The sequence below is a fragment of the Streptomyces sp. NBC_00442 genome, assembly GCF_036014195.1.
Classification (GTDB): Bacteria; Actinomycetota; Actinomycetes; order Streptomycetales; family Streptomycetaceae; genus Streptomyces.
In genome coordinates, this window is the sequence record NZ_CP107918.1 from 962,659 (window position 1) to 981,837 (window position 19,179).

21 protein-coding genes and 2 pseudogenes are annotated in these 19,179 nt (G+C 72.4%); 5 read left to right on the plus strand and 18 right to left on the minus strand.

Features of this window, described 5'->3' with window-relative positions:
* Positions 1 to 113 precede the first annotated feature (113 nt).
* The 7 genes from OG432_RS04400 to OG432_RS04430 all read right to left on the minus strand — a co-directional run bounded on the left by OG432_RS04400 (position 114) and on the right by OG432_RS04430 (position 7,513).
* The gene (locus tag OG432_RS04400; RefSeq protein ID WP_328307897.1) at positions 114 to 281 is read right to left on the minus strand and encodes a hypothetical protein; all 168 of its coding nucleotides are present in this window, start codon (positions 279 to 281) and stop codon (positions 114 to 116) included.
* A 60-nt stretch (positions 282 to 341) separates the two neighbouring features.
* Positions 342 to 707 carry a hypothetical protein gene (locus OG432_RS04405; RefSeq protein WP_328307899.1) on the minus strand — a complete coding sequence of 122 codons (366 nt, stop codon included), beginning with the start codon at positions 705 to 707 and terminating at the stop codon, positions 342 to 344.
* Positions 708 to 1,183: 476 nt separating this feature from the next.
* Complete coding sequence (locus OG432_RS04410) at positions 1,184 to 1,378, minus strand: antitoxin (RefSeq protein ID WP_328307901.1); 195 nt, start codon at positions 1,376 to 1,378, stop codon at positions 1,184 to 1,186.
* 164 nt (positions 1,379 to 1,542) lie between these two features.
* Entirely contained in the window at positions 1,543 to 2,934 is a 1,392-nt protein-coding gene (locus OG432_RS04415; RefSeq protein ID WP_328307904.1) for an LmeA family phospholipid-binding protein, read from the minus strand.
* 137 nt (positions 2,935 to 3,071) lie between these two features.
* Entirely contained in the window at positions 3,072 to 4,418 is a 1,347-nt protein-coding gene (locus OG432_RS04420) for an amino acid permease (protein WP_328307906.1), read from the minus strand.
* A gap of 69 nt (positions 4,419 to 4,487) precedes the next feature.
* Entirely contained in the window at positions 4,488 to 6,716 is a 2,229-nt protein-coding gene (locus tag OG432_RS04425) for an alkaline phosphatase family protein (protein ID WP_443058551.1), read from the minus strand.
* Positions 6,717 to 7,108: 392 nt separating this feature from the next.
* Positions 7,109 to 7,513 carry a hypothetical protein gene (locus tag OG432_RS04430; RefSeq protein WP_328307910.1) on the minus strand — a complete coding sequence of 135 codons (405 nt, stop codon included), beginning with the start codon at positions 7,511 to 7,513 and terminating at the stop codon, positions 7,109 to 7,111.
* A 268-nt stretch (positions 7,514 to 7,781) separates the two neighbouring features.
* Here OG432_RS04430 and OG432_RS04435 point away from each other — a divergent pair, with 268 nt between their 5' ends.
* Complete coding sequence (locus OG432_RS04435; RefSeq protein ID WP_328307912.1) at positions 7,782 to 8,552, plus strand: MBL fold metallo-hydrolase; 771 nt, start codon at positions 7,782 to 7,784, stop codon at positions 8,550 to 8,552.
* Positions 8,549 to 9,196, plus strand: a complete 648-nt coding sequence (locus tag OG432_RS04440) for a DedA family protein (RefSeq protein WP_328307914.1) — start codon at positions 8,549 to 8,551, stop codon at positions 9,194 to 9,196. Before OG432_RS04435 ends, OG432_RS04440 begins: the two co-directional genes overlap by 4 nt.
* A 134-nt stretch (positions 9,197 to 9,330) precedes the next feature.
* Here OG432_RS04440 and OG432_RS04445 read toward each other — a convergent pair whose 3' ends face one another.
* Positions 9,331 to 10,548 carry an aminotransferase class I/II-fold pyridoxal phosphate-dependent enzyme gene (locus OG432_RS04445; RefSeq protein ID WP_328307916.1) on the minus strand — a complete coding sequence of 406 codons (1,218 nt, stop codon included), beginning with the start codon at positions 10,546 to 10,548 and terminating at the stop codon, positions 9,331 to 9,333.
* A gap of 351 nt (positions 10,549 to 10,899) precedes the next feature.
* On the minus strand, positions 10,900 to 11,610 hold the full coding sequence (locus OG432_RS04450; protein WP_328307918.1) for an ANTAR domain-containing response regulator: 711 nt from the start codon (positions 11,608 to 11,610) through the stop codon (positions 10,900 to 10,902).
* 92 nt (positions 11,611 to 11,702) lie between these two features.
* Between OG432_RS04450 and OG432_RS04455 the strand changes: the two genes are divergently transcribed.
* A complete protein-coding gene (locus OG432_RS04455; RefSeq protein WP_328307920.1) occupies positions 11,703 to 12,935 on the plus strand; it encodes a PAS domain-containing protein in 1,233 nt (410 codons plus the stop codon).
* 166 nt (positions 12,936 to 13,101) lie between these two features.
* On the opposite strand, the pseudogene OG432_RS04460 reads toward OG432_RS04455, so the two are convergent.
* Positions 13,102 to 13,890 (minus strand): annotated as a pseudogene (locus OG432_RS04460) (SigB/SigF/SigG family RNA polymerase sigma factor); the annotation flags it as partial.
* Between the two features lie 298 nt (positions 13,891 to 14,188).
* Here OG432_RS04460 and OG432_RS04465 point away from each other — a divergent pair.
* Positions 14,189 to 14,584 (plus strand): CBS domain-containing protein, encoded by a 396-nt coding sequence (locus OG432_RS04465; protein ID WP_328307922.1) that lies wholly within the window; start codon positions 14,189 to 14,191, stop codon positions 14,582 to 14,584.
* Between the two features lie 79 nt (positions 14,585 to 14,663).
* A pseudogene (locus tag OG432_RS04470) lies at positions 14,664 to 15,224 on the plus strand (phosphatase PAP2 family protein); the annotation flags it as partial.
* A 188-nt stretch (positions 15,225 to 15,412) separates the two neighbouring features.
* Here OG432_RS04470 and OG432_RS04475 read toward each other — a convergent pair.
* The 8 genes from OG432_RS04475 to OG432_RS04510 all read right to left on the minus strand — a co-directional run bounded on the left by OG432_RS04475 (position 15,413) and on the right by OG432_RS04510 (position 19,080).
* Positions 15,413 to 15,826: a gas vesicle protein K gene (locus OG432_RS04475; RefSeq protein WP_328307923.1), complete on the minus strand. Its 414-nt coding sequence runs from the start codon at positions 15,824 to 15,826 to the stop codon at positions 15,413 to 15,415.
* Positions 15,826 to 16,035: a gas vesicle protein gene (locus OG432_RS04480; protein ID WP_328307925.1), complete on the minus strand. Its 210-nt coding sequence runs from the start codon at positions 16,033 to 16,035 to the stop codon at positions 15,826 to 15,828. Before OG432_RS04480 ends, OG432_RS04475 begins: the two co-directional genes overlap by 1 nt.
* Positions 16,036 to 16,063: 28 nt before the next feature.
* A complete protein-coding gene (locus tag OG432_RS04485) occupies positions 16,064 to 16,840 on the minus strand; it encodes a GvpL/GvpF family gas vesicle protein (protein WP_328307927.1) in 777 nt (258 codons plus the stop codon).
* Positions 16,833 to 17,198 (minus strand): gas vesicle protein, encoded by a 366-nt coding sequence (locus OG432_RS04490; RefSeq protein WP_328307929.1) that lies wholly within the window; start codon positions 17,196 to 17,198, stop codon positions 16,833 to 16,835. Before OG432_RS04490 ends, OG432_RS04485 begins: the two co-directional genes overlap by 8 nt.
* Entirely contained in the window at positions 17,198 to 17,452 is a 255-nt protein-coding gene (locus OG432_RS04495) for a gas vesicle protein GvpG (protein ID WP_328307931.1), read from the minus strand. Before OG432_RS04495 ends, OG432_RS04490 begins: the two co-directional genes overlap by 1 nt.
* Positions 17,453 to 17,458: 6 nt before the next feature.
* Positions 17,459 to 18,175 carry a GvpL/GvpF family gas vesicle protein gene (locus OG432_RS04500; protein ID WP_328307932.1) on the minus strand — a complete coding sequence of 239 codons (717 nt, stop codon included), beginning with the start codon at positions 18,173 to 18,175 and terminating at the stop codon, positions 17,459 to 17,461.
* Positions 18,172 to 18,600, minus strand: coding sequence for a gas vesicle structural protein GvpA (locus OG432_RS04505; RefSeq protein ID WP_328307934.1), 429 nt, complete (start codon positions 18,598 to 18,600; stop codon positions 18,172 to 18,174). Before OG432_RS04505 ends, OG432_RS04500 begins: the two co-directional genes overlap by 4 nt.
* A gap of 138 nt (positions 18,601 to 18,738) precedes the next feature.
* The gene (locus OG432_RS04510) at positions 18,739 to 19,080 is read right to left on the minus strand and encodes a gas vesicle protein GvpO (RefSeq protein WP_328307936.1); all 342 of its coding nucleotides are present in this window, start codon (positions 19,078 to 19,080) and stop codon (positions 18,739 to 18,741) included.
* Between the last annotated feature and the right edge of the window lie 99 nt (positions 19,081 to 19,179).

Consider the following 19,179-nt stretch of genomic DNA (forward strand, 5'->3'; position numbering starts at 1 on the left):
GAGGAAGTCCGGGTGACGGGCCGACGGGTGAGGAAGGCCGGGTGGCGGGCCGACGGGTGGGGCCGGGGCGTGAGAGCGCTCTCACGCCTCGGCCCGTCCCCCGTTCCCCGGCGCTAGTCCCGGCCCCGGGCGCGGCCCCGGGGCGGCTGTTCCTTGTGCCGACGTCCCTCCCCGCGCTCGGTCGGCTCCTCTTCCTCGGGAGCGTCCGGCCCGGTGGGCTGGATGCGGGCGGCCTCGGCTCGGATCATGGCGTTGAGTGCCGCGAACGGGTCGATGGGCATGGCTGAACCACCTTGCTGCGTTTGCGAGTTGACTGTCCGACCTGGTTCCGTACGGAACGGTCAGCAGCGCAGCACCACACAGCGCAGGCCCGTCGCCGCGGCGGGTCGAAGCGCGGGGCCGTACGGGGCGGAGCGCGGCGGCCCGGACGGCGGTACCTGCCCGGCGGCGTCCGGTGACGGTCGGTCCTGCCGCGCGATCCGGCTCGACCTCGTCTGCGGGGGAAGTGCGGCTTCGGCCGCGTCCCCGGTGGCCTCGTTCGACGGCTCGGGTGTCACCGACACCACGGCCGTGTCCACCGTCCGCCCCTCGACCGCCCGCGTCTCGGGCGCCGCCCCGAACAGCGCGCCGAGCACCAACAGCACCACGAGGGCGCGGCGCAGGGTGGTGAGGGAGACGGACGGCACGAGGACAGCTCTGCCCAGCAACGGCCGTGACGTGCTCCGATTCCCCGCAGATCCGCTCTACCGGGTGATGGGCTTGACGCTCTTGACGCAGCCGTCGCGGCTCCCGCAACGCTCCCGATCAGCGACCGGCCTGGCGCCCCTGTTCCCCGGCCGACGGCCGGACCCGCCACCATGCTTCTGGCCGACGTCCGGGTTCGCGGTGCACGACCCGGGGTGCTCGGCGAGGGGGAATCTGCAGGGGGAACGGGCGGGGGCGCTCCGCGCGGTGGTCTGCTGCGCACTCGCTGCGCCGACGCCACGCGCCCGCGCCCCGCAGCTCCGTCCGGTCGACGGGCTGCGGGGTGGATGCGGCCGGGGACAACTCGCGGCGTAACTCACGGTCGCGGGTCGCGGGTCGCGGGTCGCGTTGGTGCCCGCGTTCGTGCCCGCGTTCCTAGCCCCTGGCCGTGGCCGGCCGTGTCGGCGCGTGCACGGGTGAGGGGCGGTCTCGCCGGGGGTCAGCCCTGCGGCGGGCGGTCCTGGGGCTTGTCGGAGCCCAGCTGCTCGTTGAGCTTCTTCTGGGCCATGTCGACCTGGCTCTGGTACTTGTTCCCGGTCTTCGCGTCGAACGCGTCGCCGCCCTTTTCGACTCCCTGACGCGCGGTGTCCTCGTGACCCTTGAGCAGGCCCTTGAGCTTGTCGAGCATCGACATAACTGCCTCCTTGCGGATGCTGGCACACCCAGCATCCGCGCATTCGCCGGGCTTCGCACCCCCAGGGGCGGACCAGGCCATGATTCCGGGCCCGGCGGCTCCGGCGACCTTGCCCGGTGCCCGGCGGCGCCGCCGTCCCTGTCGTCCTCTCCGGCCCCGCCGTCCTAGCCGATGCCGCCCTTGCCGACCGCCAGGTCCGTGCCCGAGACGGTCGCCACGATGCCGTCCTTCTCGACGCGCACTCCGCGCAGTCGCAGGTCCTGGGCTTCCTTGGGCAGGGTGAACGAGAAGGACAGGCTGTCGGACAGCTCCGGCGGGCGCATCTGGAGCAGGCCGGCCACCAGTTTCGGGTCGATGCCGACCTTCGAGAGCAGCCAGGGATGGTCCACGACCACGTCGACAAGGTTGACGCGCATCAGCTGGTCCACGAATCGGGGCGTGCCGACCAGCTCGTGGAGCTTCGTTTCGTTGCGCAGGGCGGCGTCGATGTCGCTCTGCGGCACCCCGAGCCGCTTCACCACGGCCGGAACCGACAGGAGCGCCTTGACGCGGGCCGTGTCCCGGCTGATCAGTTCGGCGGTCTCGCGGTGCAGCGTCAGGCCCCTGTCCTTGCCGGGCCGGTAGGTCGCGATGCCCGGCATGTCGAGGCTCATGCCGTCGACGTCCGTGGACAGGCCGCGATCCCCGTCGAGCCCGAGTTGGGCGTCCGCGCGTACGCGCAGCTCCTGACCCGCGATGGTCAGCCGGCCGTCCGCGGCGACCGATGTGTCGCTGCGGCGGCTGAACTTGACCTGGGAGGCGGCGAGTTCGCGGTTCATGTCGTCGAATGAGAGCGCGATCTCGCCGTGCAGGTTACCGATGACGGCACTGCGTATGTCGCTCGGCAGATCGCCGGTGAGCTCGATGTCACGCGCGCTGGCCTGCACTTTCGCCAGCGATATCCGGTCGGCCGGTACGTGCGGCACCGTGACGTCGACGCGCTCGAGGCGCTTGTCCAGCACCTGTGTGAGGAAGGGGAAGCCGTGGATGTCGACCTGGGGAGCGGCCTCCAGATGGAGCTGGTGCTGCAGTTCCTGCTGTGCCTTCTTCTCCGCGTACATCGCGGCGCATCGGTCCGCGAGGAGCAGGAAGCCCGCGCATACGACGACCGCGGACAGGAGTTTGGCGGCGCGGGGAAGCGCGGCGAACGCGCTCCGGGGACGGCGACGGCCGCGTCGTGCGCGGCGCCCGTGGCCGCCGCGGCGGTTCTCGCGCTGCGGGGACCAGAAGTCGTGGTCGGGCCCGGGGTCCGGCAGATCCCCTGCGAGCGCTCTCGGCGCGTCGCCCGCCGGAGCCGACCGCGGTATCCCGGCCGCCATGTCCTGAGCCGGTATCTCCTGGGTGGCGTAGTCCGGTTCGGTGGCACGGCCCGGTTGGGACGGCTGGAGGGCGCGGTTGCGTTCGGTGGCGTGACCCGGTTCGTCCCAGGGGTCGTCGCCGGGGTGGGGCTCCGGTTCGGGGTCGGCGAGTGCCGCGAGTTCGTCGTACGGGTTGCGGTAGCGGGGTTGGGGTTGCATGCGTGTGGGGGTTCGCATCACCTCATCCCACCACACATGATCCACTCGTATCGAACCGTCGAAGTCGATACGTCCGGAATGGGCGCCTGAGAGCGCTCACAGCCGCCGTGGGGCACGGGACCGTGGCGAACAACACGTCACGCCGCGGGCCGGTCCTCCGTGTGCTGCTTGCGGGCCGCCATCCACGCGTACACGAGGACGCCCGCGAAGAGGAAGAGGACGCCCTGGTAGACCGCTTCGTAGCCGGAGCCCGCTACGAGCCACATCGAGAAGCCGAACGCGAGGACGGCCAGGACGGCGTCGCGGACCAGGCGGGGGCGGTGCACGCGCTCGGGCCGGCCGGAGGCGAGGAAGTAGATCTGGGCGGCGGTCGACAGGAGGTAGGGGACGGTGGCGGTGAAGGTGGTCACCAGGACCAGGATCTCGAAGACGCCCTGGGAGCCCGCCGTGTAGTTGTAGACCGTGAGGAGTGAGGCCAGAACGGCGGTGACCAGGACTCCCGCCGTGGGCACGCCGCGCCTCTTGACGCCGAACACCTTGGGAAAGAGGCCGTCCTTGGCGGCGGCGTACGGGGTCTGGGCGCTCAGCAGGGTCCAGCCGTTGAGTGCGCCGACCATCGAGACGAGGGCGGCGAGGGCGACGGCCGTGCCGCCCCACGCTCCGCCGAACATGGAGTTCACGGCGTCGGTGAACGGGGCGGTGGAGCCGACGAGCTTGTCGTGCGGGACCGTGCCGAACACGGAGAGCGTTCCCAGGAGGTAGATCACGGCGGCGCCGAGCGTGCCGAGGATCGTCGCGCGGCCCACATTGCGGCGGGGGTCACGGACCTCGCCGGCGCTGACGGCGGCGGACTCGACGCCCAAGTAGCTGAAGAGCAGGATGGCGGCGGAGGCGGATATCGCGCCGAGTCCGGACTGGCCGCCCGTCCGGAACGGGCCGAGGTTCGCCGGGTCGAAGAAGAAGAGCCCTCCCACGGCGACCAGGAGCAGCGGGGCGAACTTCATTACGGTGGCGACGAGTTGGACCGCGCCCACATACCGGGTGCCGGCCAGGTTGGCGAGGGCCGGGAGCCATTGGAGCAGGAGGGCTGCCGTGATGGTCGCCGTCTTGGATCCGTGCACGGGTATGAGGACGTCGAGATAGCCGACGGCGGCGACGGCGAGCGCGGCGTTGGACACCCAGGTGGTGATCCAGTACGACCATGCGGCGAGGAATCCGGCGAAGTCGCCGAACGCCTCGCGGGCGTAGACGTAGGGGCCGCCGGTCTGGGGGTGCCGTTCGGCGAGCCGGCCGAAGACCAGGGCGAGCGTGATCGCGCCGGCGGTCAGGATGACGAACGCGACCAGGCTGATCGTGCCGAAGGGGGCGACGGAGGCGGGCAGCAGGAAGATCCCGCCGCCGATGATGTTGCCCATGACCAGAGCGACGGCGACTGGCAGGCCGAATTGCCGGGCGTGCTTGCTCTGGGTTTCTTGGGTGGTCATGGTGGGGTGGCGCGCCTCTCGTACGGGACAAACCTGACCATGGTCGGGTACGGCGTTCGGCGTACCAAATCAGCTGGTTTTGTCCTGCAGGGCGTGGCCGGCAACCGGAAATGATCCTTCCGCTTGGCCGGTTGACGGCGAATCCTCCGTGGCTGCCGTGACTGCCGTGACCTCGGTGACCTCGGCGACCTCGGTGACCAGCGGAATCTGTGGCCCCTGGCCTTCGCGCAGCCAGCGCCGCAGCACGCGGTGCACCTGTTCGGCGCCGACCAGGTCGCCGTCGTCCGTCACCGGTCGCGACAGTGTGCGGGGCCAGAGCAGGAAGGCGTGGGACTGCTCTCCGCCGAGTCCGCCGTGCGAGCCGATCTGCTCCTCGAAGGCGTGCACGTGGCCGGTTGCCGGGTCGTACATCGAGTTGACCATGATGTCGGCGGTGTGCGGGAAGGTGTCGGTGCGCCGGATCGCGTCGGCCGCGCCACGTCCGAACCCTTCCAACGGACCCTGCCCGTCGGCGAGTTCGGCCAGGGGCACCTCGGCGCCGTCCCGGCCGAGCACCACCGCGCCGTGCTTCTGACTGCGTACGAGGAGGAAGCCGATGCCCGGATGATCGGCCAGGGTCGTGAGCAGCGCCGGATGGCGGCGGTCGAGGAGCTCTCGGGTCGTGCGGCCCTCGACGTCGGGGAAGGAGATCAGGCCGAGGTTGCCGGAAGCGAGGACCACAGGATCGGGGCCCGGACCGTCCTCGGTCCCGCTCCCCGGACCGTGCTCTGTCCCCTGTCCCGCGCCACCTTCGGTCCCGCTCCCCGGACCGTGCTCTGTCCACCGTCCCGCATCGACCTCGGGCCCGCTCCCCGCCCCGTGCCGCGTCCTGTGCAGACCTGCGAGGGGGCCCTCCTCGGTGGGGTCTTCCTCGACCGGCCGGTGCAGCGCGACCCGCACCGCGCACCTGGCCTCCGCGCCGCTTCGGGTGCGGCGGGCCCGGCGGGGTACGGGCAGCCCGCAGCCGGCCCGTACGAGATCCTTCAGGGTCAGCCCGAAGGCGCTCTCAAAGGTCTCCCCGGGGCTCTGTCCGTGGTCGGACAGGAGCACCATGCGGTAGTCGCGCGGCGCGTGTTCGGCGGCGTCCGCGATCAGCGCGAGGGAGCGGTCGAGACGCTTGAGGACCTGGGCGGCATCCCTGCCGTGCGGTCCCGAGTGGTGGGCCACCTCGTCGTAGGCGACGAGGTCGGCGTAGACGGCGGTGCGTCCGGCGAGCATGTCGCCCATGACGGCGGCGACGACCACGTCGCGTTCGACGACGGTCGCGAAGGCGCGGATGAGGGGGTACAGGCCGCCGCGTCCGATGCGCGGGGTCTGCTTGCGGAGTCTGGCCCGCGTCGACTGGGCGATCTCCAGTCCGACCTCGGCGACGAACGAGACGGCGGTGCGCACCGCGTTGGCCGGGTCGGAGAAGTAGGCGAAGTATCCGGCGCGAGAGCGGTTTCTGCGTCCTCTGCGGGCGGCCGCCGTCAGGACCAGGGCCACCTGGTCGGCGCCGCCGGAGAACAGGTTGCCGCGGCTGGCTCCGTCGAGGGTGAGCAGCCCGCCGTCGCCGGTGCGCTCGACGGCCCGGCGCTGCAGTTCGACGGCGGATGCGGGCCGGTTGGAGACCATGACCTCGCCGCTCTCCTTCTCGTACCAGCGGAACGCGGGCACGTCGAAGGTGGAGCCGTGCAGGATGCCCAGCTGGCTCGCGCCGGTCTGGCTCGACCAGTCGGTACGCCACGGGGTGAGCCGGTGGGTGTCCCGCAGCCAGGCCCCGACGGTCGGCATCAGACCCTGGGCGACGGCGTCGCGCAGAACGCGCTCTCCGACCCCGTCGAGCTGGATGAAGACGATGCCCGGCGGTGTCGGAGCCGCTCCGCCGCCGCGTCGGCGTCTGCGGCGCAGGGCGAGCCGGGACAGCCGGCGCCGGTAGGCGTCGTCGTCGCGTACGGCGAGAGCGGTGGAGGTCGCCGACGCGACCGCCGACATGACCGCCGCGACGATCACCGCGGTCTCGGGGTCGGCTGCGCCCCGGCCGGTCGGGATCAGGCGGAGCGCGAGCAGGAGCAGCGAACCGTTCAGGAAGAACACCAGAAGACCGAGCACCAGCGCGGGCACCAGCAGGAACGCCCGTACCACGAGCGGCCACACCAGCGCGCCGAGCAGCCCGAAGGCGCCCGCTCCCCAGCCGGCCGTGAGCGCGACCCGGGTGATGCTGTCACCGTTGTCGGAGGTGAGCTTGAAGTCGGGCAGGACGCCCGCGAGCAGCATCATGGTGAGCGTCGAGACGACCCACACCACGATCACCCGGAGCAGGGCGCTGCCCGCCGTCCGCCACCGCCCCACGCCGTCCGCCCTTCGAGGTACCCGTTCCTTCCCCACCCTGCCACAGGCCCGGAGGGAGCCGGTGACGTCAGGGCGCGTGCGGCCTGGTGAGGGGGTCCGCCGGTCGAGTGGGGGCGTCGGCGGCAGGGCCGGGTGGAGAGCGTCCCCGCCGCGCGGGCCGGGTGGGGGCCTCGATGGGCGGGGGCCGGGGAGCCGTCGTATCCGGCGGGGGGGCCGGGGCCGGGAGCCGTCGTATCCGGCGGGGGGCCGGGGTCAGCAGCCGTCGTATCCGGCGGTGGGGCAGGGGTCAGCAGCCGTCGTATCCGGCGGGGGGGCAGGGGTCAGCAGCCGTCGTATCCGGCGGTGGGCATCGAGAGGCGGCGGTGGATGTGGGCCTTGTGCGTGGCGTCGTAGTCGGGCTCGTCGAGTCCTGCCGTCTCCAGGCGCACGCCGCGTCGTCGGCACTCGGCGGAGAACTCCGGCACGGACGTCAACGCCCGTGCCAGAACACGGTCGTTGGGCGCGACGAACACGTCGACGAGGCCCGCGTCGACATCCGCCCAGATGCCCGCGTGGTCCGGACGCAGACCGTAGAAGAGCAACTGCCTGGTGACGACGTAGCCGCGGCCCGCGGCCCAGCGCGCACACATCTCGTGCTGGCTGCGGGTGTCCACGAGGAAGGGGTCGAGATCGAGTTCTTCCAGGGGGGTCAGGCTCGCGATCGCCGCCACACGTACGTGGTCCATGGCCGTCCCCCTGTATGCGCCGTAGGGGGCGACCCTACTCCCCTTCAGGGCGGGGAGGAGTAGCCGCACGAGTGGCAGATCTTCCATCCGTCCTGGCTCACCGCAAGGACTCCTCCGCACCGCGGACACTGCTCGGAGTGCATGGTCACGGCACCCCTCCCCTCTGGTGCCCGATGCCTACCCCCGTGGACGCTGGTTTGCGCGCGGGGAGATTTAGGCTCGTCATGAACAATCGCTGACGACCCCCGTACAGCGAGGAGAGGATCGCGTGCCGGTGGAGGTCACCTGGTGGGGTCACGCCACCTGCACCATCGAGGATTCCGGCGTGAGGCTGCTGACCGATCCGCTGTTCGCGCGGCGCCTCGCGCATCTGCGCCGGCGCCGTGGCGCGCTCCCGGGGCCGCGCGCCGCGGTGGCCGACGCCGTGCTGGTCTCGCACCTGCACGCCGACCATCTGCACGTGGCCTCCCTCGCGCGGCTCGCCCCCGGCACCCGGGTGATCGGGCCGGCCGGCGCGGTGCGTTCGGTGCCCGCACTGGGGCGGCTCGGCCTGCGCGTGACCGAGGTGCGGGCCGGCGACGTCGTCGAGGTGGGAGCGGTTCGGGTACGGGCCGTGCCCGCCCGGCACGACGGGCGCAGGCTGCCGGTCGGGCCGCGCCGCTGCCCCGCGCTCGGCTACGTCGTGGAGGGCGAGGCCCGGACCTACTTCGCCGGGGACACCGGGCTGTTCGACGGCATGGCGCAGGCGGTCGGGCCGGTGGACGCGGCGCTGCTTCCGGTGGGCGGGTGGGGCCCCGGGCTCGGGCAGGGCCATCTCGACGCGGGGCGCGCGGCGCAGGCACTGGCCGCGCTGGGAGCGCTCTCAGCCGTGCCGGTGCACTACGGCACGTACTGGCCGGTCGGCATGGACGGCGTGCGGCCGCACGAGTTCCACGCCCCGGGCGAGGAGTTCGTACGGCAGGCGGCGCGGCTCGCTCCGAAAGCCGCGGTGCACCGTCTGGAGCACGGCGAGAGCGTGCGTCTGGAGGCCAGACGATGATCACGGGCGGGGCCCTCGCACTGGCTTTCACGGTGACACCCGAGTCGACGCAGCAGGCCGCCGGCTACCCGACGCTGTTCGTCCTAGTCGTGCTCGGATCGCTGCTGCCGGTGGTGCCCACCGGGGCGCTGGTGTCGACGGCCGCGGTGGTGGCCTTCCACCAGACCGCCTGGTTCTCGCTGCTGCTGGCGTTCGGGGTGGGTGCGCTGGCCGCCTTCCTCGGAGATGTCGCGCTGTACTGGCTCGGGCAGCGCGGGGTGCGGTCGAAGAACGGCTCGCGCCTGCTCGCGACGTTGCGCGACCGGGCGGCGCCGGACCACCTGGAGCAGGCCAGGCGCAAGCTGGACGACCACGGCGTGGTGGTACTTGTGCTGTCACGCCTGGTGCCGGCCGGACGCATCCCGGTCATGCTGGCCTGCCTGCTCGGGGACATGCCGCTGCGCACGTTCGTGCGGGGCGACATCCCGGCCTGTCTGGCGTGGACGGGTGCGTACGGCCTGATCGGCATCCTCGGGGGCTCACTGTTCGACGAGCCGTGGAAGGGCGTCGTGGCGGCCGTGGCGCTGACCCTCTTCATCAGCGGGGTGCCCGCGGGGTGGCGGCGACTGCGGCGGGGACGGGTGGCGGCGCACGACGGCGGCTAGCCGAGAGCGCTCTCACGGGGGGGGCGTGCGTGCTCGCCGGGCGAGCGCCGGGCCGGGGCCGGGGCCGTGGCCGGGAGGGGGTCGCGGCCGGGGCGATGTGGGGGACGGTATGGGGACGAAGGCGGGGCCCCGGGTCAGCGGAGTTCGTCCAGGACCGCGGCGAAGTGGATCAACGCCTCGCGTACGTGGGGCAGTTGGAGGGGGTCCGCCGCGGCGAGGGAATCGAGTCGCTCGTCCGGGGTCGCGCCGAGCAGCGGGCCGGTGGCGAGGCGCACGCGCAGGGCTCCCAGTTCGTCTCCGAAGCGATGGCCGCCGGGGGCCGGCCCGCCGAGACGGCGCGTCAGATAATCCTCCAACTCCATGGAGTCGGTGACGCCCCGGGCGGCGAGGCCGGCGCGGAACGGTCCGAGGTCGGCGTAGAGATGGCGGCCGGCCTGGGGTGGCCTCGCCATGGCGCCCGCGGCGAGTACGGCCTGGTGGGCTGCGGCCGCGACGCGGCCGTGCAGGGCGGCCGCCTGCCGGGTGCGTTCGGCGACGGGCGCCGGTTCGCTGAGCGCGAGCGCCGCGGCCGCGGCCACCGGGGCGGCGACGACGGCGCCGAGCGCCGCGAGGATGTCCAGGGTGCGCGCCCGGCGCGGCACTTCCGTATCCGTGGCGGGGAAACGGGCCACGGCGGCGGGCCAACCCGGCGGGGTGTGCGCGCCACCCAGGTCGGCGAGGACGGTCACATTGCCGGGGCACATCTCGGCGGGGCTGAGCGGCACCGTTTCGTGGGGGCGGTGCACGGTGTCCCGCCAGGTTTCGTCGCTGATGATGTGCAGCCCTTCGGCGACGGCGGCCTCGCAGGCTTCCCGTACGGTCTCGGGCGGCGCCACGGTGGCGGTCGGGTCGTCGGCGACGCAGAGCAGCAGGAGGCGAGGCGTGCCGCCCTCGGCGCGTACCCGGCGAACGGTTTCGAGCAGGGCGTACGGGTCGGGTACGCCGCCGCATTCCGCCGGGGTCGGCACGTGGTAGGCGGGTCTGCCGAGCAGCCGGGCCTGCGGGGTCCACCACGCGGGGCACGGCCTCGGCATCAGGACGTCACCGCCGTACGCGCCGAGAAGGGCGACGAGGAGGGCCTGGGCGCCCGGGGCGGCGACGACGTGTTCCGGGGCGGTGGGCAGCCCGCGTCGCAGCCAGTAGCCGCAGGCGGCTTCGCGCAGTTCCGGGCCGCCGCCGGGCGGCTGGGGTTCGGTGTGCCCCGCGGCGGCTCCGAGTGCGGCGGCGAGTTCCGGGAGTACGGGCAGGCTGGGGCCGGGGGCGGGTGGCCCGTACCGCACCGGCCCGCGGCCTTCGGCGGCCGTCCCTTGCATGCCGGCTCCCTCCTCGCCCAGACCTCGGTGGGGTCCGGGGTCCTGGCCGCTGTCAGGCCCATGTGGTGCTGCGGCCCGCAGGTGATTTCGGGCCGTTCACAGTGTGAACCACACCTTCAAGCATTTATACGGAGGTTTGCCCCGATCCGCCGCTTGTGCGCTCGCGGTGTGCGCTCGCGGTGTGCGCTCGCGAAGAGGCGCGGGCAGCCCCGTGCCACCTCCCGGCGAGCGCACAGGCGGCGGACCGCGGCGTAGGAGTGCCGGCGGGCCGTCGGACCGGCGGTCGGTCGAGCGGTCGTTCGGGCAATCGGTCGGGAGGTCAGTGGTTCGGGAGGTCAGTGGTTCGGGAGGTCAGTGGTTCGGGAGGGCCAGGGCGGAGAGTTCGGATTCCAGGCCCCGCCCTTTGGCGCGCACCACGGCCTCGGCGACCTCGGCGAGTTTGCGGTTGGTGCGCTGGGAGATGGTGCGCAGGATGCCGAAGGCGACGTCGGCCTCGCAGCCGAGGACGTGCATCACGATCCCGCTGGCCTGGTCGATGACCGGGCGGGAGCGCAGCGCCGCCTCCAAGTGCTCGACCTCGGCGAGCGCCGCGTGGTAGCGGCGGTCGCGGACCAGGGCGGTGGTGGTCTCCTTGGCGAGGATGCCGACGGGTCCGCGCACGATGTCCTTGAGCGATCCGGGGCGGTAGCCGTAGAGGCTGACCGTGACCTCGATGCCGGACCGGCGGTACGGGAGCGTGACGCAGGAGCGGACGCCCGACACGAGGGCCAGCGCGCGATAGCCGGGCCAGCGGTCCTCGGTCAGCAGGTCCTCGGTTTCCACGGGTTCCCCCGCGTCCAGTGCGCTCTGGATGGGGCCGTCGCCGCAGGCGAGCTGCACGGAGGCGAGGGGTGCCAGGTCGGGGTGGGTGGCGGTGATGCGGCGTTCGGGTCGGCTGTCGCCGATCGTGGCGACCGCTCCGCAGCAGGCGGGCGCGCAGCGCACCGCTTGTTCGGCGAGCAGGGAGAGCCGCCGGGCGTTGGTGGTCGCTTCGGGCTCTTGGCGTTCGGGCTCGGGCAGCATCGCGAACACCTCCTCGTGCTGCGGTTTCCCGGGCCGCCCGGCCCGAAACGGTACGGGCCCCCGGAGCGCGGTCGAGCGGCTAGCTTTCTCCCATGACGCAGACGGAAGACGACTTCGGCGACGAACTGGCGGACTTCGTCAGACGGGTGGGCGAGCTGCGCACCGCACGCGCTCGCCCGGTCGGTGAACACTCCGTGGTCCTGGACGCGGCACTGTTCGAACTCCAGCACGTGGCCGAGCAGTTGTGGCCGCGCTATGAACGGATGGCGTCCGGATCGGGGGGCGCCTCGCGCGAGGAGCGCCAGGAACGGCTGCTGCTCAAGGCGCTGTTCCAGCGGATGCCGCTGCCGGTGGTACTGGTCGACCGGGAAACCGTCGTACGCAGACTGAACTTCGCGGCGACCGGGCTCACCGGGATCCGCGCCGGATACGCCACCGGCCGGCCGCTCGCGGCCCTGCTCACGCCCGGCGACCGCGCGGCGTTCCGTTCACAGGCGGCCGCGGTGGCGCGCGGCGAGGGCGATCGCGGGCTGATGGTGCGGCTCCAACAGCGCCCCGAGGAGGCCCTGCTGGCCACGCTCACCGCGCTGCGCCCGCCGGGCGAGCCGCAGCCGGCCGTGCTCGTGGTGTTCCAGGCGGGCAGCGCCCGGGGCTCGGCCGCCGCTCCCCCGCCGCCGAAGACGCCCGACCTCGCCGAGTCGACCGGGCACGCCGAACTCATGGATCTGATGGATGCCATGGCGTCCGCACTGCTTCAACTCCCCTCTGGGGCGAGGGAGTCGATACTGACGCGGGCCGCGCGGGTACTGTGCGGACGGTTCGCCGAGTGGGTCGTGGCCGACCTGGTCGACGGCGGTCTGCGGCGCGTGGTCTGCCTGGGACCCAAGGGCCCCGCGGCGGCTCCTCTGCTGCACGCGATGGCCGGCCAGGAGCCCGCGAGTTGCCCGGTGGTGCTCGAAGCGGCCCGCGCCGGGAACGGGGTGCTGCAGGTGCAGCCCGAGGACATCGACGGGTTCGGACACGATCCGACGGGGACGCCGGTGCTGGCGCGCGCCGAGGTGTCGTCCCTGATGTGTGTGCCGCTGGGGGCGCCCGGCCCGGTGACGGGGGTAGTGACCCTGTTCCGGACCGGCTCCGCCCGTCCGTTCTCGATGGCGGAGGGACAGGCGGTCGATGTGATGTCCCGTCATATCGACCTGGCTATGCGGCGTCCTCATCCTGATGAGTCGTCATCTTCTGTGCCACCCGCGGCAGTTGACGCGGAGGAGTCCTGCGCGTCTGCGTCGCCCCCTTCGTCCGCGGCCCCGCCGCCGCCGTCGGCTTAGCCTTCGCCCCGGCCCGTTCCCTCGCGTCCGTCCGCGCCTTCGGCAGCTCCGCGGAGCGGACCGCCTGCCCCGGGGCCCGGCCCGGCCGACCCGCGGAGCGGACCGCCGTCGCGGTCCCGCCCACCGCGGCCTCGTCCCGTGTCGGCCGACGGCCATCGTCGCGCAGATCCCGCATGGCCTGGTCGCGCAGACGGCTGCAGCAGCGCGTGAGCAGCCGGGACACGTGCATCTGCGAGATGCCGAGGTCCTCGGCGATCCGGCTCTGGGTCATGTCGCGGAAGAACCTCATGTACAGGATGGTGCGCTCGCGCTCGGGCAGGCAGCTGAGGCCCGGCTTGACGGACTCACGGTCGACGACGATGTCGAGGGCCGGGTCGGCGCTGCCGAGCGAATCGCTCAGGCTGTATCCGTCTGCTCCGCCCGGCAGTTCGGCGTCGAGGGAGAGCGCGCTGAAGCTGTCGATGGCCTCGAGTCCCGCCCTGACCTCGTCCTCCGTCAGGCCGGCCTGCGCGGCCAGTTCCGCGACGCCGGCCCGCTGGGATCCCGCCGTCGCCGCGATCTCCTGACTCGCCACCCGCACCCGGCCCCTCAAGTCCTGTACGCGGCGCGGCACATGCAAGGTCCACATGTGATCGCGGAAGTGCCGCTTGATCTCGCCCGTGATGGTGGGGACGGCGTAACTCTCGAACGCGGCGCCGCGCGCCGGGTCGTAGCGGTCGACGGCCTTGACGAGGCCGAGGGCGGCGACCTGACGCAGGTCCTCAAGGGCCTCGCCCCGGTTGCGGAAGCGTCCGGCGAGCCGCTCGGACATGGGCAGCCACGCGCTGACGAGGTCTTGGCGCAGGGCGTCCCGTTCCGGCCCCGCGGGCAGCGCCGCGAGCCGTTCGAAGGCGGCGACCGTCTTCGGTGCGTCGTCGTGCGGGTGCTTGTGCTTCGCCGTGGTGTTGGTACGCATCTGCGATCCCAGCTCCCTGAAAGCGGTGCGGCGGATGGTTGTCACCGGGGAGCCTTCTTCGGCCGGGCACACGGGCACGCCCCGAGCGGTCCACCGCTCCCTCGGACGTGCCTCCGGTCCGAAGCACGTGCTGCGCCTGCCCTCGGTTCGCGAGGCCAAACGGGGATTGTGCCGAAGCGGCGAAGATTGTGTCGAAGCCCTCGAGGAGCGGGTTTCCCCCGCTGCACACCCGGTACCCGGCGTATCCGGGCGACCGGGCGACCGATGGGCTGATCAACAGGAACGGGGCGCCGAACTCATGGCACGTTTCGTCAGGGAAGTGATGACGCCGGGCGTCGCCGCCGTGCGGCCCGACGCGTCGCTTCAGGAGGCGGCGCAGCTGATGCGGGCCCAGGACATCCGCGATGTGCTGGTCACGAGGGCGGGCCGGATCATCGGCGTGCTGACGGACCGGGACATCACCGTGCGGGCGGTCGCCGAGGGAGCCGATCCTCTGATCGTGAGCGCGCAGTCCGTCTGTACGCGGCCGCCGGTGTGCGTGGGCCCGGACGACGAGGTGGCGACGGCCCTGTCGTTGATGCGCCGGTACGCGGTGCGGCGGCTTCCGGTGGTGGCCCAGGGGCGCCCTCTCGGCATGGTCAGCCTCGCTGACGCGGCCGCTCACCTGGACGCGAGCCCGCGACCACCGACGTAGACCGTCCCACGCCCACGCCCTCGCCCCTCGCCCGCGACCGCGACCGGGTACCCGCGTGCCTTTCGGGTACCCGCCTGCCATGACGTACTCGAACTGGCACAAGCGACTCGGCGCCCGGGACCGGGCGCTCTTCGACTTCGCCGCCACCAGTCACTGGCCGGCCGCCGAGGCCGTGCTCCCGCGGCTGAGCCGGGCCGCCAACCACGGTGTGCTCTGGTTCACGGCCGCTGCCGCGCTGAGCGCGACCCGCTCGCCGCGCGCCCGCCGAGCGGCCGCGCGGGGCGTCGCCTCGCTGGCGCTGGCCTCGCTGACGGTCAATACCGTCGCGAAGCACGCGGTGCGCCGCGACCGCCCCCTGCTCGACGCGGTGCCGCTGGTACGCCAGTTGAAGCGCCACCCGATCACGACGTCGTTCCCGTCCGGGCACTCCGCGTCGGCCGGCGCCTTCGTGACGGGCGTCGCCCTGGAATCGCCGGCCCTGGGTGCCCTCCTGGCCCCGGTCGGCATTTCGGTGGCGGCTTCCCGCGTCTACACCGGGGTGCACTATCCGGGCGACGTACTGGCGGGCGCGGCTCTGGGCGTGGGCGCGGCCTTCGCGGTGCGCGGGCTCGTCCGGAAGACCCAGCGCGGTGCGGACCCGTCCTGGGGATGTGACGCGGCGACGGAACCGGCGACCGGCCGGCGGCGCCCCCGGCACGACGCGCTGACCGCCCGCCGCCCGGCGGCTCGCCGCTGAGCCGGATCGCCGGCTCGCGGGAAGGGGTAGCGGTTCGGGGCCGGAGCGACACGTCGCTCCGGCCCCGAACCGCTACCCCTTACGGCGCGCGTTCAGGAACCGTCCCTCGGGAGGAGGGGGCCGAGCGGCCCGAGGTCGATGTTGAGGTCCTCCGGGCGCAGCCCGAACTTCGACCTCAGCTCCCCCATCCTGTCCTCCAGGAGCATGAGCGTGAGGCCGATCCGCTCCTCCTGGTCCTCGGTGAGCGCCCCGGTCTCGACGCGGCGCAGCGCCTGGCGCTCCATGAGCTGCCGCAGCAGTTCGATGACGGTCAGGACCAGCCGCGCGAGGTCGCGCTCCACGGTGTCGGGGTCGAGGTCGACCCGGCGCCGCTTGCCGGCCTCGTCCGCGGTCGCGCCGGCGTCCTGCGTGGTCCGGTCGGCGTCGTCCGCGGTCCGGCCTGCCTCGCCCGCCGCCTCCATGGCCTCGAAGATGTCCGCGTTGATGATGTCGTCCATTGCGTCCATTACAGGCGCTCCTCGAAATCCTCGAAGGGGGAGGGGACTTCGGAGCTGACCGAGCTCACCAGCGCGTTGAGGTCGATGCGTACGAGGTCCACGTCGGCGATCCGCAGCGTCAGATCGCCCGTGATGACGACGCCGCCAGCGAGCAGCCGGTCGAGCAGGTCGACGAGGGCGACCTCACGTTGCGCGAGGGCTTCTCCGCTGTCCCTCACGAGTCCTCCTGGCCTTCGCCGCTGTTCCTCACAGGTCCTCCTGGGACTCGTCCGGTCCGCCGGCGAAGGAGTACGGCGCCCAGGGGCCGGTCAGCTCCACGCGTACGCCGTCGTCCGCGGGGGTGTGCTCGCGCACGGCCGCCACGAACTGCTCGCTCTGTTCGCGCGGCACCAGGTAGGCGGCGTTGAGCACGTTCTCGCCGGGCTCGCCGGAGAGCTGTCCGCTCTGGGGGCGGTGCAGCCGCCCGTCCTCGGCGCGCCCGCACAGTTCCGCGTGGAGGGTGCGCGAGAGGGCTCCCGCGCGACGCCACGTGTCGTCGCGGGACTGCCGCTGGCCGAGCCGTCGGCGCAAATAGTCCCGGCCACTGGATGCCTTCGACTCCGGCTCCGGGGCGGCTGGTCGGGACTGTGCGTACACCTTGACGCCCCATTCGACGCGGCCGTCGAGGCGTTCGATGGTCGGCACGAAGCGGGCGCGGCCGGAGTCGATCAGCCGGCGCACACCGCTCTCGTCGCGGCACACCGTCGCCAGGCGCAGCGGCACGGGACAGGTGACCGAGGCGAGTGCGGCGATCACCGCCTCGTGGGTGCGCGCGGTCCCGGAGAGCCAGTCGAGGTCTTCGAGGCGGGAGCGGAGGGGCTCGGCGTCGAACTCGGCGGCCGGGACCCGGCTCACCGCGGCGCACAGCCCGTCGTGCTCGATCACGCGGGGCGGCTCCCCGTCGAGCCCGCGCACCCCGTCGGGCAGCACCCCGGAGAAGGGGGGCGTGACGGCGTACACGTAGAGCAGCTCGTCGTCATTCATCGGTCACCGCCCGCTGTTCCTTGGCCGCGACCGCCTCGGTGTCGGAGGGACGCGCCGCTTCCATGGCGGCGATCCGCGCCTTCAACTCGTCGTTCTCCCGGGCGAGTTCGCGGCGGCGGGCACCGGTGGAGAGGGCGGGGTCGTCCTCCCACCAGTCGATGCCCATTTCCTTCGCCTTGTCGATCGAGGCCACGATGAGCCGCAGCTTGATCGTGAGGAGCTCGATGTCGAGGAGGTTGATGCGGATGTCCCCGGCAATGACGATTCCCTTGTCGAGAACGCGTTCGAGAATGTCGGCCAGGTTGGCGCCGCCGCCGTCGGACGGGTAGGAGTCGGGGAATCTCGCCGGGGTACCCATCAGTTCCTCCCGAAATCGGATGCGCCGCTCGTGGGGCCCTCAAGCCGGTCGAGGAGTTCGTCCTCGCGACGGTCGAACTCTTCCTCGCTGATCTCGCCCTCCATCAATTGCCTTTCCAGTTGGGCGAGTTCGCGTCGCACGGTCGCCGGATCGTAGTACTGCCGCTCCGCTTCCTCGGCGACCTGCCCGAGCACCCAGAAGGTGCCACGGACGGGCGCCGCGGGAAGCAGGAGCAACTGCTTGAGGAGGCCCACTCGAATTCACCCCGTGAAGCTGTAGGGGGGTAGCGGGCCGTGCACCTGGACGACCAGGTGCGGCGCCTGGGCTCGCAGGCCGTCCACGGTGGCGATGAACTCGTCCGCGTGGTCGCGCGGCACGAGGAAGGAGATGTTCGCCAGCCAGCCGGTGGACTGCGGTCCGGGGCACTGTTCGGCGGCCGCATCGCGCAGGGTCTGCTGCACCAGGGCGGCGTCCGCCGTCTCGCGCTGCTGCACGGCCGCCGCGATGCGCTCGCCGAGGCGCAGCTTGTCCTCGTACGAACCGCCGCCGGACTTCCTGTTGGCTTCGCTCAGGGCGCGCAACTCGGCGTTGTCGGCGAGGACTTGGTGCAGGACGGCCTCTTCGTCGTGGGTCGCCTTCACGTTGTACTCGACCTTGCCGTCGAGCGCTTCGAGGCGTTCCAGGTAACGCTCCTCGTGCTCGGCGAGCACGGCCCGTACGGCCTCGTCGTCGGTGGAGACCCCGCCGAACCGCATCGGCAGCACGGGGCCGGCCGCTCCGGCCTCGGCGAGTACATTCTGGTGGGCGAGCAGGTCGCGGCGCTTGGGCTTGAGTTCCTCGGGGGCGTCGCTGACCAGTGCCACGAGTTCGCCCTGCTCGACGGTGCGGACGGGGCGCGGCGGATTGCCGATGCCGCCCATCTGTTCCGGCAGCCGTCCGTGACTGCGGCGGGCTATGCCGTAGACGTAGGTGGTCATTCCTGCTCCTCCTTACGGCGCGTGGTGGTGCGCCGGGCCCGGGGCTTGGCCTCGCGCTGCTGCTCGCCGTCGTCGCGCGCCTCCTTGAAGGCGTCGGAGATGGTCTGCGCGGCGCCCGAGAGCGCTCCCTTGGTCTTGCCGCGGGCGCCCGATTCGGTCATGTCGCCGACCAGGTCGGGAAGGCCGGGGTTGCGGTGCGGGCCCGCTTCCAGGTCGAGGCGGTTACAGGCCTCGGCGAATCGGAGATAGGTGTCGACGCTGGCGACGACGACACGTATGTCGATCTTCAGGATTTCGATACCGACGAGGGAGACACGTACGAACGCGTCAATCACGAGTCCTCGGTCGAGCACGAGCTCCAGGACGTCGTAGAGGCCGCTGCTGCCGCCACTGCCGCCGCTTTGCTGTGCCGGGACAACCGTCATGGCGTCCGGCCCTCCTCACGTGTTGTCCTACGTGCTTCTGTCAGGTGTTGCGTACCGCTGTTGCCTGTCGTGCTGTTGTCTGTCGTCCTGTTGCCGTACGGCCGCGAGATATGCGTCCGGCCGCCGGGCAGGTCGCGTTCACTTCCGGTCGGCCCGGCCGCGTTCGTATCTGTGCAGCCGCTGGTAGCCGGTGAGCTCGCCGCGCGCGTCGAGTTCGACCTCGTACGAGGCGAGGAGGCTCATCGTGTCCGGGACCCGGGAGAGCTCCAGGACCTCGATCTTCAGCAGCCAGCCGTCGTCGGTGCGCTCGAAGGACGAGACCGATTCGGCGGCCATGCCGATGAGCTCGGAGAGCTGGGCGCGTGCGCCCCGCAGAACTTCCACCGCGCTCGGGAGGTTGTCGTCCTCACGGGATGTGGAGGCGGTCTTCGCCGCCGACTTGGATGGTGTCTTTTCTGGGTTCTCGGATGTCTCAGCCATGTCACCTCGCGTTCTAGGCCTTTCGGGTAGCCGCGACCGAGCAGCTCAAACCCCCTGCGAGCGGTTCCGCCCGGACTGTCCCGCCCGCGACGGCACGAG

Bases quoted from the DNA above. Each gene is read 5' to 3' on its own strand.
- OG432_RS04400 (WP_328307897.1), bottom strand. From the start codon at position 281: ATGCCCATCGACCCGTTCGCGGCACTCAACGCCATGATCCGAGCCGAG.
- OG432_RS04410 (WP_328307901.1), bottom strand. From the start codon at position 1,378: ATGTCGATGCTCGACAAGCTCAAGGGCCTGCTCAAGGGTCACGAGGAC.
- OG432_RS04415 (WP_328307904.1), bottom strand. From the start codon at position 2,934: ATGCAACCCCAACCCCGCTACCGCAACCCGTACGACGAACTCGCGGCA.
- OG432_RS04420 (WP_328307906.1), bottom strand. From the start codon at position 4,418: ATGACCACCCAAGAAACCCAGAGCAAGCACGCCCGGCAATTCGGCCTG.
- OG432_RS04425 (WP_443058551.1), bottom strand. From the start codon at position 6,716: ATGATGCTGCTCGCGGGCGTCCTGCCCGACTTCAAGCTCACCTCCGAC.
- OG432_RS04430 (WP_328307910.1), bottom strand. From the start codon at position 7,513: ATGGACCACGTACGTGTGGCGGCGATCGCGAGCCTGACCCCCCTGGAA.
- OG432_RS04440 (WP_328307914.1), top strand. From the start codon at position 8,549: ATGATCACGGGCGGGGCCCTCGCACTGGCTTTCACGGTGACACCCGAG.
- OG432_RS04445 (WP_328307916.1), bottom strand. From the start codon at position 10,548: ATGCAAGGGACGGCCGCCGAAGGCCGCGGGCCGGTGCGGTACGGGCCA.
- OG432_RS04450 (WP_328307918.1), bottom strand. From the start codon at position 11,610: ATGCTGCCCGAGCCCGAACGCCAAGAGCCCGAAGCGACCACCAACGCC.
- OG432_RS04455 (WP_328307920.1), top strand. From the start codon at position 11,703: ATGACGCAGACGGAAGACGACTTCGGCGACGAACTGGCGGACTTCGTC.
- OG432_RS04465 (WP_328307922.1), top strand. From the start codon at position 14,189: ATGGCACGTTTCGTCAGGGAAGTGATGACGCCGGGCGTCGCCGCCGTG.
- OG432_RS04475 (WP_328307923.1), bottom strand. From the start codon at position 15,826: ATGGACGCAATGGACGACATCATCAACGCGGACATCTTCGAGGCCATG.
- OG432_RS04485 (WP_328307927.1), bottom strand. From the start codon at position 16,840: ATGAATGACGACGAGCTGCTCTACGTGTACGCCGTCACGCCCCCCTTC.
- OG432_RS04490 (WP_328307929.1), bottom strand. From the start codon at position 17,198: ATGGGTACCCCGGCGAGATTCCCCGACTCCTACCCGTCCGACGGCGGC.
- OG432_RS04500 (WP_328307932.1), bottom strand. From the start codon at position 18,175: ATGACCACCTACGTCTACGGCATAGCCCGCCGCAGTCACGGACGGCTG.
- OG432_RS04505 (WP_328307934.1), bottom strand. From the start codon at position 18,600: ATGACGGTTGTCCCGGCACAGCAAAGCGGCGGCAGTGGCGGCAGCAGC.
- OG432_RS04510 (WP_328307936.1), bottom strand. From the start codon at position 19,080: ATGGCTGAGACATCCGAGAACCCAGAAAAGACACCATCCAAGTCGGCG.